This is a genomic window from Bifidobacterium sp. M0307, assembly GCF_016100445.1.
Classification (GTDB): domain Bacteria; phylum Actinomycetota; class Actinomycetes; order Actinomycetales; family Bifidobacteriaceae; genus Bombiscardovia; species Bombiscardovia coryneformis.
Map to the genome: position 1 here is coordinate 1 of NZ_JACFSL010000003.1, position 12,470 is coordinate 12,470.

Genomic DNA, 12,470 nt, shown 5'->3' on the forward strand with positions numbered 1-12,470 from the left:
TCATCAACGTGCGGTCGTGAGTGACGGCGGGGCACCCGCCCCGCACCCCGGCGACCTGAATCAGGTCGATCATTGGCTGCCGCACATTTTCAGGGGCAAACAACGCCCCTGAAAATGCTTGCCTCAAATGAATCCTCCGACTTCCGGGCACAATGCCAAGAGCGCCGCCCACGGCCAGGCGGAAAACAACGGTCCCGCAACCGGACAGTTCCAAACACCTCGCCCAGGACACAAGAAGACCATCAGCAATCATCCCAACCATCCAAAAAGCAAGGACCACAGCACCCACCAGCCACAGCAGCATCCATGACCAGAGCCACCGCACCCACCAGACCAAACCAGCCCCATCAGCAGACCATCCATACATACCAATCAGACAGATAACTAAGAGATGGACCTCTTGCACCTCGGTGGTGGATTATCGCCGGTTTTCGCTGGCAGAAAGCCGTTTTTTCGTGTCCGGTACTCCGAATGTGCTAGATTCTCTAAAGAAATCGAAAGGGAAAACGGGGATAACATGTCATCAGTGGTGGACGGAATCATCGAGATAGACGGATTCAAAGTGCGTCGGTGCCGTTGGTGCGGAAAACCATTCCTCCCGACGAAAGGGAGGGAGAACACCCAGGTGTTCTGCTCCCCAGCTTGCAGGAAGAGCTACTACAGACACCGTGACAAGAACGCCGTGGACCGTACCGACGACCTCAAGAACGACAACGACCGTCTCAGGGATACGATCAGCAGACAAGAGGAGATGATTGAATACGAGTCCACGGAACGTCGTCAGGCCGAACACAGGGCCAGCGTACTGGAAGGCATGATGCGGACGGTTGCGGACGACCTGAGCGAACTCTTCAGTGCCGGGGTCCTGACCATAGACAGGAACAACCCCTCGGTCGAACTGCTGAACAGTCACGACCATTTCCTTCGGGTCATGGAAGACTGGTCAAGCAAGGAACGCGACACCATCGACCAGCAGCGCACCGACATCGGCCGAGTCAAACAACGATGGCGCGAGGAACGGGGCAAAGCCATAGCCTCGCATCGACCGGCCGACTGGATCAGGGACCTGGACAGGGAATACCAGAACCGTCTGAACGACCTCATGGCCAAGTACAAGCAGTACGCCGCATACCTCGCCCTGGAGGACATGGAAGACGACCATCGCCAGGAGACGGGAACGGCACTGCCGCTGGACGGCACGGAGGCCGAACCCCTCCGCAGCAAGCTACAGGATTTTGCAAACAACCAAAACAAGGAAAGGACCACCACCCATGAGACAGTCAGCCACTGAATCCGGAATAGAGAAACTGCTCAAGCAGGCGACAAGCGACGACCCCACCATAAACAGACTGCTCCAGCAGATGAAGGAGCGCAAAGAAGCCCTGGAAGAGCTGGACAAGCAGAAGAAGAAAATCGACAAGAAGGCCCAACAGGTGGCCCAGGCCGTGGACGAGTACAGCCGTCTGTACAACGAGATCCTGGAGAGCCACAACTGGAGCAAGAGCACGGCAAGCCGCAAAGGCATCAAAAGCACCCTGGCCGTCATCGGAGAGTGCCGCAAAGCGGCCGAACAGGCGGAGGGTTCAAATACGAGACCGCGCCGGAAGAGCAAGCCCAAAGAGGACGGACAGGTGAACGGGGAGGAGCAGGTGCCGGACAGCCGGACCGACACATTCCCGTCCTCTCAGGAGAGCGTGGACTGACACATGAGTGCAAGCCTCTCGAAGCTCATGGCCGGTACAAGCACCAAGTACTACACGCAGACGGTCAGCGAGGTCGCAACCGACCATGGCGGAGGCATGGCAAGCTACTACAACACCCCCGGCACACCTGCGGGGGTGTGGATGGGTAATGGTCTTGGTGCCATCCACAGACAGGCCGGAACCGCCGCATCCAAAATCGACATCAGCCGCGTCTACGACAATCTGAGCGACCCCGATACCGGCCGACTGCTCAGCAGGATAGGCCAGGAAAGAATCGATGCCGGCGAGGCCGTTGGAGGATACGACCTGACACTCACACTCCCCAAGAGCGTCGATATCCTGTGGGCGGCGGGCGACCCGCATGTTCGCCGGACAATCATGCGGTGCCACAAGGAAGCGGTGCAGGAAAGCGTTGACTGGTTCGAGAAGCGGGAAGCGTACTCAAGGACCGGCAAGGGCGGCATCGTCAAGCAGCACGCCTCCGGCATCATAGCCGCAGCGTTCACCCATTGGGACAGCCGGGAAGGCGACCCCCATCTACACGATCACGTACTGATCTCAAACATCGTCGAACGCGCCGACGGCAACACGGGTGCGCTTGACGGCAAAGCGGTGTACAGCGCGACGGTCGCCATAAGCGAACGCCACACCAACCTGCTCATGGACAAGCTGACCGACAGCCTCGGCGTGCAGTGGCGGCAGCGTGAAATGCCCGGAACGAAGAGCTGCGTCTACGACCTTGTGGGTATCGACGACGATCTCATAGACACGTTCAGCCGCCGCAATGCGGAAATAAACAAGCGGGTCGCCAAGGAAGTGGCCAAGCTGCGTGCGGACGGCATCGAACCCGATGCCGCGACAATGAAGAAGCTGCACCGCAGGGCGTGGAGGCTGTCCCGCAAGGCCAAGCCAAAGGAACCGAAATCCCTTCATGAGCTGATGGACGAGTGGAACGAGGAGTTGGCCAGACACGGCTACGACCCCCGGCAACTGGTCCGGGACACCATCGACAGGGGCGGCCTGAACCAGGACATCGACACCCTGCTCGAACAGCCGGACATCGTTGAACAGGCCCACCAGGTCATCAAGCAGGGGGCCTCAGCCGAGGACCGGCCGAGGCCGGCGGCCTGGCTGGCCGACCTGCTGCGCGCGTCCGTGGCCGACAATGCGGCGCTGCACAGCGTCCAGCACGGGGACGAGTGGGAACAGCCGGGGGATCTGGATCCGTTCTCGGTCATGCATGAGGAAGCGGCCTACAACACCACCACCATCAGCGAGAACGTGATCCGGTCCTCGGCCGAACGGCTGACCAGGGGAATACGCCTCAGGGAGGGGCAGCGCGACCAGCTCACAGACCTCCTGGTGGAGGAGGAGAAGAAGAACCTTATCCTGCTCAGCGAGGACAGATACACCCTCAGCGATGAACAGCGCAAAGACCCCGGCATCACCATCAACGGGAACCGTGCCGTCACCGACTTCCCGGAAGGCAACGTGTACGCGACCAAGGAGCTGCTGGCGGCGGAGGAGAGATTCAAGAAAACCGCGTTAAGCGGCACATACCAGCCGGCCACCGGATGGGACCAGGAGACGCTGGAGAAGACCGTGGAGGAGATCCAGACAAAGAAGGGCAAGAACAGATACAAGCATCCCCTGGCACCGGACCAGAAAGAGGCGGTGGTAGGGCTGCTCTCCAGCACGAAGCCGATCGTCGCCCTGGCCGGTGCGGCCGGAACCGGCAAGACCACAACCCTGCGCTGCCTGTCCGACATCGTTTCCATGAAAGGCGGCCGCCAGGTCGTGGCATACGCGCCGACGGCCGTGGCGGCCCAGGAACTCGGATCGAGTCTGGGTGTGCCCGCCGACACCCTGGCCAAACTCCTCTACGAAGACGAGCGGGGGAACCTCGACCAGCGCATCCTGATGGCCGAGGCGGAATACAAGAACGCAGGAAGCCTCACAAGCCTGGGCGCGGACGGCCTCACCCCCCGGAACCTTGTCCGGCGCTACCGCCGCCGCGAACGCGCCAGGCAGCGGCTGGCCAGCCTGCGGGCGGAGAAGGGGAACCTCACCATCCCCGAGCGGGGCATCGTAATCGTGGACGAGGCCGGCATGGCCAACACCTTCGACCTACAGCACCTTTCCGAACTGTGCGCGGCCAGGCACGCAAAGATGATCCTGGTGGGCGACGACAAACAGCTCAACACGGTGGGCGGCGGAGCGGGCGCGTTCACCTGGGTTACCGGTCAGAAGAAGCTGGTCAGCGAGCTGGACAGCATCTGGCGTTTCAAAGACGGGGCCGAGGCCCAACGCAGCAAGCTGCTGCGGAGCTGGGAGAAGAGCGAGTCCACCGGGGACTACCAGGCCCTGGCCGAATACGACCAGGCGGGCCGCATACACGCGGACCAGAGCGAACACGTGGAGGACGTGCTGATCGGGAAGGTGGCCAAAGACTACGACCAGGGAATCAGCGCCCTGCTGATAGTCGGCAGCAATGAGGGCATCTCCGACATGAATGAGCGCATCAGCCGCCAACGGCAGGCCTCCGGAAGCGTGGAGAAGGACCCGCGCCGACGGGTGATCCTGGCCGATGGATCCACGGCCGGCAAGGGCGATGTCATCTGCACCAGGAACAACGACCGGCGCATCCGCACCAGGATGGGCGGCTACGTACACAACAACGACATATGGATAGTGGATGATGTCGTCGCAGGATCCATCCGCTGCCACCCGACCGGCCGGGAAGGCGACAGCGTGATGCTGCCCGCCAGCTATGTGGACCACAACGTGATAGGCGGATACGCCGTCACACCGCACAGAAGCCAGGGAAAGACCGTGGACCGCGGCTATTACTACATCCCCAAGGACCAGGCGGGCATATCTTCCGCAAACACCCTGTACGTGGCCATGACCAGAGGGCGTGAGAGGAACGACGTTTACGTGGCCACCAAGGCCGTCAAGGAGATGATGACGGGCACTGAGGATACCTATGAGCTGGCCGCCTGGCGGCTGCGCAACAAGGTCCGCTACGAGAAGATCGAGCACAAAAAGTTCTGGGACGACAAGAAGGGGCCGAAACCCGGGGAGGGGTGGTACACGAGCGAAGACCTGCTGCCGTCACCGCACCAGCAGGCCATGTTCACCCTGCACCAGGTCATGGACCACCAGCAGACGGGCACGTTCGCATCCGAATGGGCCAAGCATTACCAGCAGAGCCTTTACACGAAGAAGAGGCTGCAAGCGGAGTGGACATCCTACCGGAGGATCCTCTCCGAACGGCAGATCGGCCACGTCCTGGACAAGGACACCATGGACAGGCTGAAAGCAGATCCCGGATACGGCCTGATGCTCGATGCCTATGCCAATGCGCGGGAACGCAGCGCGGTAGACGCTAACGGCACCGTGAAACGCGGCCAGACCTACACGGCCATCAACATCGCCAACCTACTTCTGCCGGAGGGCAGGAAGAAGAACGAGGAAGTACCCCCGCACTATGTGGAGGCAGGCAATTCCACCCCTCCGGACCAGGCGCGGGTGATCGACCTGATGAACCAGACGTGCGGCATGTACATCGGCCGGAAGGACCTTGCCGAGCAGGAAATCGATTTCGGCCGAGCGTTCGGACCCATCGGGGAACCCTGGGAGAAAGGGACCATGGGGCCTGTCCCTCCGTTCAATTCCCCCAGGCTCGGAGACTACAGGAACATCATTGAGGACATCCGCGAATACAGGGCCATACACCGGATCAGCGACCCACAACGGGCGTTCGGGCCGTCAAGCGGGACCGACGGGTGGAAAAGGGACATCCAACGCCGGATATCGGACTACCACCGCCCGGTGCAGGATCCGGAATCGCTTGCCGGCAAGCAGGATCAGCCACAGCCGATAACACACGGCCGAAGACTGGCCGTGAAGGCCGGAAGGGGCATCATCCTGGACTACACGGACGGTGGCGCCGCCGGCAAAGAGATCCGCATCCCCGTGACTGCGGACACCGCCAACGGCACCATCAACCAGATCAGGAGCATCCGCGCCGACGGGCCATCCAGGATGGCCGTGAAGGCCGGCCCGGACAGCGACCTGTCCGGCGTGTGGAGAGCACTGACCCCGGCGGAACGGGGAAAGACCGTTGTCATCGGGCCGGACGGGGAGAGGGAACCTCTATGGAAGGGCATGATGGCCAGCCGGGCCGGGGAGGCCGGCCAGACGGCCGAGATCCTGCAAGGACTCGACATCGAGCAGAGGCATCAGGCCGAGGCCTGGCTGGACGGGTCGCCGGAGCCGGCGGCCAGCCACGGGGAAACACTTCCGGCGGACCCCCGGGGCGAAGCGGTTTCCCTGGAACCGGATTCCCCGTCTCCGGACACATCCGGCCCTACGGGACCGGAAATGGGCTGACCGGCCGCCTCCTCCGGGGGGATGGCGGCATCCGGTTCGTATACATCCGGCGCGGCGGTTACCTTCATGCTGTTGAGGTACGCGTAGTACTCGACCGGCTCCACACCCGCCGACCTCTCTTGTTCGCGCCGCTCAATCGTCCTCGGAGGCAGTTTGTCGAACTTCTCGCCCTTGTTCGTCTGATGCTCGATGCCGTCCGCACGTGTATAGGCGGTGATCAGGCCGAGGATGTGGTTTTCGTTCATCCAGAACCGCACCTGCTGTTCGCCCGGCACGGCCGGTGCCTTAAACGTCGCCCCTTTCGCACTGTAATGCCTGTTCTCGATGAAGGCCGACACGTACGCGCACCGGAGAGCATCCATGAGAGCAACAATGTAGGGCAGACGCATCCAGTTGGCCGGCAGCGCATCACCGAACCGGGGATCCACCACACACAGCATTTCGGCGAACTCCGCAACCGCCGTGACTGCCATGGGCGACCGGTCACGCAGGTCGAACCGCCAGGGGCCGGCCGAGGTCAGATTGAGATCCGCCGCAGCGTTCGGCATGTCGGCGAGAGGGCGGTTTTCCTCATTCTCCTTGTCGGTGCTCATTGGGTGGGCACCTGGGGCATTCGCTCGGCCTGTTCGGGTGTCATATCCATCCCGCACCTTTCCTGCATGGCATTGTGCTCCTTGAAAAGGGAAAGCTTGCGCTGGTAGTCGGAGCGTCCGGAGCCGCCCAGGGCGATATCATCGGCCGCATATTCCCTGCACGATGCCTGGGCGGTCTTGTCGGAAAGGATTACCTTCCTGCCGTCCTCCTCCGAGAGCAGGGTGTCGCCGATCTGCGCGTCGAGTATCTCATTGGCGGCGGCCCATAGCTGGGTCTGCCACCGGTCGTGGAGCACGTCCAGGTTCGCGCACATGCTGTCGGCCTCCTTCGGCGTTGCCGGCTTTCTGGTGGTGGCATCCTTGACGGCATCCATCAGGGCCGACTCCGAGCGGGAATAGGCGCAGTCCGGATCCACGGCGATGAACGAGATCTGCTCACGCATGACCATCATGTTGACACCTGATCTGCTGTCCAGGAGGGCATCCACGTTCTTCATGATGTCGGTCGCATGGCGGCCTGGGCGGTCCTCCCAGCCCGTCAATGCGGGAGGGGCCACCGTCGGGTTGGCCTCCCTCGGGCTTGGGTGAGGCTTGGCGGTCTTCCTGGGCCTGGTTTCGGCCTGCCCGGACGGTGCCGGCGACTGGGGATGGACGGGCAGAAGACCCATGGGGTACATGATGGCCAGCAGGACTACCACGATGGCCACCGAACCCAGGCCCGCCTTCAAGGGGTGGTCCTTGGACCAGTCGATCAGTCGGTACATGGCGGAACGGATGCCGCCTTTTCTCGGATGGAATCTCATAATGATACGATTGCGCCTTCTGGTTTGAACGGTTCCTCCATGGAAGCGGCCTGATACCAGCCCCGTTTCCAATACGGTATCAAAGTGACGGCCACAGGTCTCATGTTTCCGGACAACAGCAGGCATCGATCCAGCGGGATTCTCCGGATATCGGACGCAGTGAGCGCCGATTTCGTCTCCACGCGCTCCATGGTCGAAACGCCGCCGAACATTCCCTGCTGCCCGGGATTCATGGGCATACTCGACCATGAGTGTTCGGTCCGCTTTGATTCGTGCTCTCCGGCCAGATCACTGATTTCCTTGAGTATGTCCTGTGACGACTGGCCGGAACCTATCACTTTCTGCGAGTTGTCCCACATCTGCTTTTCCTCGCCCTCCCCGAACGCAGCCCTGGCCTGCGCCCTGGACTGGACGACTATCAGCACCTGGATGCCGTCGCCGGCACCGGCGGTGAACAGTTGGGGTATCCCCTCCCACGGGGCGATGTTGACCACTTCATCGAGCACCATCGAGAGCGACGGCTCCAGCTTTTTCTTCGGCGCAGAGAACGCGAGGGATCTGGCCACATCCCTCGCCTCGGCGAGGAACATGTTGCCGAACACCCCTGTCGGGGCCTCGGCCCCGCCCTGGGTGCTCCTCAACGGTGCCAGGATGTAGACGATGCCACGGGCCTCTATGAATTTCTTCATGTCGAATTCCTGCCGGTCCGGTGATGGCCGGAACTTTTCGCGGACCGACCGCAGCGCCAGGGCGTTGAAAGCGTTGCTGACCGACAGCATCATGCTGCTCCTGGTCCGGGGGTCGGAGTCCTTCAGGGCCTGGAGCGGGGCGGCCCAGTCTCGGTAGTCGGGATTGTCGGAGTCGTTGAGAATGCGCAGGGCCGCGTTGGGTCCCGTTTCGTCCCTCGCCCACTCATACACCCCATCCAGGCCGAGGCCTTCTATCGCACCGGCCAAAAGCAGCGACTGGACGATCTGGACACCTTGTTGTGCCCACACCTGGTTTTCCCCGTTCAGCCCTACCGTGCCCACCAGGGCGGCGGCCAGATGCGAGGCCCGTTCCATGTCGGTGCAGCCGCGCACGGGGTTCCAGTTGATGCGGTACCGGTTGAACTCGCTATCCTCCGGCAGGATGCCCGTAGGGTCGAAAATGTACACGGGCCTCGGACCATAGGTGTAGCCCGGGTTTCCGTCCTGCTCGGGGATGCTGTAGCCGTCCCTGCGGAGTTTCAGCGTGGCCTCAATAACATCGGGCCTGGAGGAGGTCGTGATGACCGCGCCCGGGGCCTCAATGATGTACGGGATAATGAGCCTTGTCGTCTTGCCGGTCTGGGAGGAGGCGAGGTTGTACACCGGATACCTGCCCGACAGCCATACCGGCTTGCCATGGGACAGTCCCAGCGGCACGCCCGCCAATCTCGGGGAGATGGCACTTCCCCTGGTCCGTGGATCTTCATCAAGGCCGGCCCGTATCCCTGGAAGGGCGTAATCGGCCTCCTTGGACAGGGCCAGGCCGCTTACCCGCTGCTCCACCTCGGAACGCTGCATCAGGTCCGGGTTCGTGTCGAACCTGTCCTGATCCTGTTGGACGCTGCCCTGGTAGGAACGCCAGAACCGGCCGGCCCAGGTGCCGAGGGCGACCAGGGACAGCAGATACAGGATGAAGAGGAACCCCGAGAAGTTGAACAATGTGACCAGCAGCAAGGGGGACGAAACCAACAGGACCGCGACGGTCAGGCTCCGTACGGAGGTGTCGTCGTTGCCGCCCAGGTTGTGGACCAGCTTGGTATGCTCCTTGACCCAGGCACCCTGCCTGGTCTCCAGGAACCGCCCCCACAGGGCCACCAGGTCCTTCTTCCCCCCGGGGGAGTCCTTCCTGTCCCAAACGTCGTCTTCGGTCATCGTGCCCTTCCCTTCCTTGATCAACCCCTGCGGTTGCGTTCCGTATCCACCAGAGGCAGCATGTCCGGCCCGAAATCGGCCACGACCACATCCTTGAGCTGGCCACCCACCCGCCACAGGCCGCAGTGCGGGGCAAGCTCACGGATCGTTTCGATCTCGGTCAGGGACAGATCGTCTCCCAACATGCTGCGCATCTGGTTGAGACTGGCCGGGGTCTGCTTGTAGATCACCTGCACGCCGGCCTTCGTCAGCACCGAGTTGATCTGCTCATACTGGGCGGTTCCCTCCGGTGCGAATTTTGTTATATCGTTCATCTCATGGAGCAGCATCCAACTGGCCGTGCCCTGGTCGCCCGTCAGCCTCATGCGCTTATCCCAGGCCTCCACCACCTGGGGGTTCTTCAGCAGTTCGTACCCCTCCTCAGCGATGATCAGGCGGAACAGGCCATCATGCCGGTTGCACAGGTTTTCGACGGCGGAACTCATGCAAGCCGTGTACAGGGCCTTTTTCGTCTCGTTCTTCGACATGACGCTCCCCGTGTTGAACACCAGCATCGGGGAGGCGGGATCCACGTTCACCGTTGACTCATGTTCGAAGGCACCGGACTGCGATCCATCCACCATGTCCCCGAAGAGCAGCACCAGGTCGTTGGCCGTTTCCAGGACATCGGAACGTCCCATGCCCGCAATTTCGACATGCTCAATCCAATCGCTGCGGAGCAGGTCATAGAAGGCCGCTATCGTGGCGACACGGCTGGTTTCTGCCAGCTCCCGGAGGACGGCATGTGTCAGGGTTTTCTCCTTGGTTGAGAACTCCTGCGCGGGACGCAATACGTGGGCTATCGACTTCATGGTGTCCACCTGGTTGCCCAGGATCTCCGCACGCCATTTCTCTTCGCTGAAGTTCATCGGCCGGGACCCCGGATCGAGGGGGTTCAGGTACTGGCCGCCGCCGACCTCGATCACGTCTCCGCCGACGGCCCTGGCCACGGGTGCCCATTCCCCCTTTGGGTCCCCCTCCACAAGGACATGCCTGTTCCAGGGCGGCAACGTCTCCCTGGAGCACATGACCTTCAAGACCGTGCTTTTTCCCGAACCCATCATGCCTAGGATCAGGCCGTTGACGCTGGTCTTGTCATACCGGTACGGGGACCAGGCATCGTACCGCCATACATTCCCGTTCATGACGCTCCGGCCGATGATGGGACCGTCCAGGGCCGGCCAGCCGGATACGCCAAAGGGCGTGAGAAGCCTCGACTCCGATATGGTGGCCATGTGCCAGGGGATGGGCGGCGCGTAGGAGGACAGGCCCCGGAAAGTCCCGGACCGCTCCGGCAACGCCCCCTTCTCGGTCTGCGTGTCCTCCGTCTTCCCCGCGTCTGCGGGGCGGGATGAAGGGATCGCGCCCTTTCTGCGGGCCAGGGCCTGGGCAAGTGCCCTCCTTGGTCCCTTGATGCGGCGCGTCAGTCCGGTGTTGGCCAGAATGCCGTCGCTGTCAAGGGAGGCAAGCTCGTTGAGTGTCAGGACCGGCAGGACCGGGGCCATGTCGTAGGAGCCTTCCCGTAGCGGCTTGTCGCCGCTCTCCGATGACAGCCTCATTCCCTTCCCTCCAGTCCCAGGGGAAGCGCCCCGATCCATCTGGCCAACTGCTGGTCCACCTGGTGGTCCAGGTGCAGGTCGGCCACCCTCTTGATTCTCGACTGCAATTCCCTACAGGACAGGTCCAGGCCGGGAAGGTCCTGCGAAATGACTGTGAAGAACCCCTGAAACAGGATGTCCCCACCCTCCATCGAGTTCTCCAGGCGGCGGCGTTCGAGATTCTGTGCTTCAAGCTCCGCCCTCTTGTCGTCGGGCCGGGCCAGGAGCCGGTTGAGCATGTTGAGGCCGCCCGCGCCGGCGCTCTTCGTGTCCAGGCTGTTCCTCGCCTCCTTCTCCGAACGCGGCTTGAACACCTCGGTGAAGACCATCTGCATATCGCTGGTTGCATTGACCCTCGCCAGCCAGTCGCTCCACACCCTCTGGTCCGGCCACCGATCGACCCAGTACGTGCGGGCGAAGCTGGGGCCGACCGCCATATAGTCGTGATGCTCGCTCCACGAAGTCTGAATCGGCACGTCATCCGCCAGGTTGCCTACGCCGTCGAGGAGGCCGGCCGCCTCCGGATCGGTGATCGTCTTCATCTCGCCGCGCAACTGTGCGGTGGTCAGCCACCTGGCCGAACCCGGCGAGATGCCGGCGGTCGAGAGCAGGTCGAACACATCCCTGACCCTCTCCACCATGAGTTTGGATACCTGTTCCGCCTTGGGATGCCGGCCCAGGCCCTCCGCCTTCGTCGGATTGAGAGTGATCGACAGGATGTAGTCGTGGCCCAGCGCATAGGGCAGAATGTCGTTCTCCACGTATGCCAGATCCCGCGCAACCGGGTTGTCGCTCTCCGGGTATTCCTCGCAGGGAGTGGGTTTCAGCAGGGAACGGAGTTGCAGCGTGACCCGCACCACCTCCGGGAAGTCGGCAAGATTGTGCAGCATCTTGCTGAATTCGTCCCCCATCATGTTCTTATCGTCGAACTTGGCCAACTGGGATCCGTTGGACCGGAAGCGGACGGACGCGGTGGCCTCGGCCCGGGAGGCGGACCACAGCCAGCACGCCCCGTCGAAACTCCCGGAGTTCATGACGATGTACTCCTGGATGTCCTTCTTCTGGGGACCCGGGATGTCCAGCTCGGCCACCTGGTCGCCCGCCGTGATCGGACTTACCGTTGAACGGCTGCCCCCGGTCGCCTTGCGCAGGAGAAGACCAAGCCGCAGCCCGACCACCTGCCACAGGCTCAGCCCGTGGTACAACCACAGGTCGAACACCATGAGGGAGGCCAGCACAAGCGTGTTCCATGACACCAACGGCACGCCCGCGACGCTCAGCCCGAACATGAACCAGGAAAGGCAGGCCATCCCTATCACCGCCTGGTGCATCGCCCAGGGGCCGATGAACTTCTGCCGCATCAGGGGCGCGAACGTCGCGCTGTACGGCTGTTGTTCCTTATCGCTCCACTCTGCCATCTGTTGTCCCTCTTCCTTTG

8 protein-coding genes are annotated in these 12,470 nt (G+C 62.3%); 3 read left to right on the plus strand and 5 right to left on the minus strand.

Annotated features, from left to right (window positions below; all coding sequences use genetic code 11):
* The coding region (locus tag H3V08_RS07560) for a hypothetical protein (RefSeq protein ID WP_232340451.1) at nucleotides 1–304 on the minus strand (304 nt) is incomplete at its 3' end.
* A 213-nt stretch (nucleotides 305–517) separates the two neighbouring features.
* On the opposite strand from H3V08_RS07560, the gene H3V08_RS07225 reads away from it, so the two are divergent.
* Genes H3V08_RS07225 through mobF form a run of 3 tightly spaced genes read left to right on the plus strand, consistent with a single transcriptional unit; the run spans nucleotide 518 to nucleotide 6,098 of the window.
* Nucleotides 518–1,291 carry a hypothetical protein gene (locus H3V08_RS07225; RefSeq protein ID WP_198182226.1) on the plus strand — a complete coding sequence of 258 codons (774 nt, stop codon included), beginning with the start codon at nucleotides 518–520 and terminating at the stop codon, nucleotides 1,289–1,291.
* The gene (locus H3V08_RS07230; protein ID WP_198182227.1) at nucleotides 1,272–1,703 is read left to right on the plus strand and encodes a hypothetical protein; all 432 of its coding nucleotides are present in this window, start codon (nucleotides 1,272–1,274) and stop codon (nucleotides 1,701–1,703) included. The genes H3V08_RS07225 and H3V08_RS07230 overlap by 20 nt, the downstream gene beginning before the upstream one ends.
* 3 nt (nucleotides 1,704–1,706) lie before the next feature.
* Entirely contained in the window at nucleotides 1,707–6,098 is a 4,392-nt protein-coding gene (mobF, locus tag H3V08_RS07235) for a MobF family relaxase (RefSeq protein ID WP_198182228.1), read from the plus strand.
* A gap of 589 nt (nucleotides 6,099–6,687) precedes the next feature.
* Here the strand turns inward: mobF and H3V08_RS07240 are convergent.
* The 4 genes from H3V08_RS07240 to H3V08_RS07255 are packed head-to-tail and all read right to left on the minus strand — an operon-like array spanning nucleotide 6,688 to nucleotide 12,450.
* A complete protein-coding gene (locus tag H3V08_RS07240; RefSeq protein WP_198182229.1) occupies nucleotides 6,688–7,494 on the minus strand; it encodes a hypothetical protein in 807 nt (268 codons plus the stop codon).
* Nucleotides 7,491–9,395 carry a type IV secretory system conjugative DNA transfer family protein gene (locus H3V08_RS07245; protein WP_198182230.1) on the minus strand — a complete coding sequence of 635 codons (1,905 nt, stop codon included), beginning with the start codon at nucleotides 9,393–9,395 and terminating at the stop codon, nucleotides 7,491–7,493. The genes H3V08_RS07240 and H3V08_RS07245 overlap by 4 nt, the downstream gene beginning before the upstream one ends.
* 20 nt (nucleotides 9,396–9,415) lie before the next feature.
* Nucleotides 9,416–10,993 (minus strand): ATP-binding protein, encoded by a 1,578-nt coding sequence (locus H3V08_RS07250; RefSeq protein WP_198182231.1) that lies wholly within the window; start codon nucleotides 10,991–10,993, stop codon nucleotides 9,416–9,418.
* Nucleotides 10,990–12,450, minus strand: coding sequence for an SCO6880 family protein (locus tag H3V08_RS07255; RefSeq protein WP_198182232.1), 1,461 nt, complete (start codon nucleotides 12,448–12,450; stop codon nucleotides 10,990–10,992). The genes H3V08_RS07250 and H3V08_RS07255 overlap by 4 nt, the downstream gene beginning before the upstream one ends.
* Nucleotides 12,451–12,470 lie beyond the last annotated feature (20 nt).

What these genes read in the sequence shown, in the direction of transcription:
- H3V08_RS07225 (WP_198182226.1), top strand. Translation starts at nt 518, where the DNA reads ATGTCATCAGTGGTGGACGGAATCATCGAGATAGACGGATTCAAAGTG.
- H3V08_RS07230 (WP_198182227.1), top strand. Translation starts at nt 1,272, where the DNA reads ATGAGACAGTCAGCCACTGAATCCGGAATAGAGAAACTGCTCAAGCAG.
- mobF (WP_198182228.1), top strand. Translation starts at nt 1,707, where the DNA reads ATGAGTGCAAGCCTCTCGAAGCTCATGGCCGGTACAAGCACCAAGTAC.
- H3V08_RS07240 (WP_198182229.1), bottom strand. Translation starts at nt 7,494, where the DNA reads ATGAGATTCCATCCGAGAAAAGGCGGCATCCGTTCCGCCATGTACCGA.
- H3V08_RS07245 (WP_198182230.1), bottom strand. Translation starts at nt 9,395, where the DNA reads ATGACCGAAGACGACGTTTGGGACAGGAAGGACTCCCCCGGGGGGAAG.
- H3V08_RS07250 (WP_198182231.1), bottom strand. Translation starts at nt 10,993, where the DNA reads ATGAGGCTGTCATCGGAGAGCGGCGACAAGCCGCTACGGGAAGGCTCC.
- H3V08_RS07255 (WP_198182232.1), bottom strand. Translation starts at nt 12,450, where the DNA reads ATGGCAGAGTGGAGCGATAAGGAACAACAGCCGTACAGCGCGACGTTC.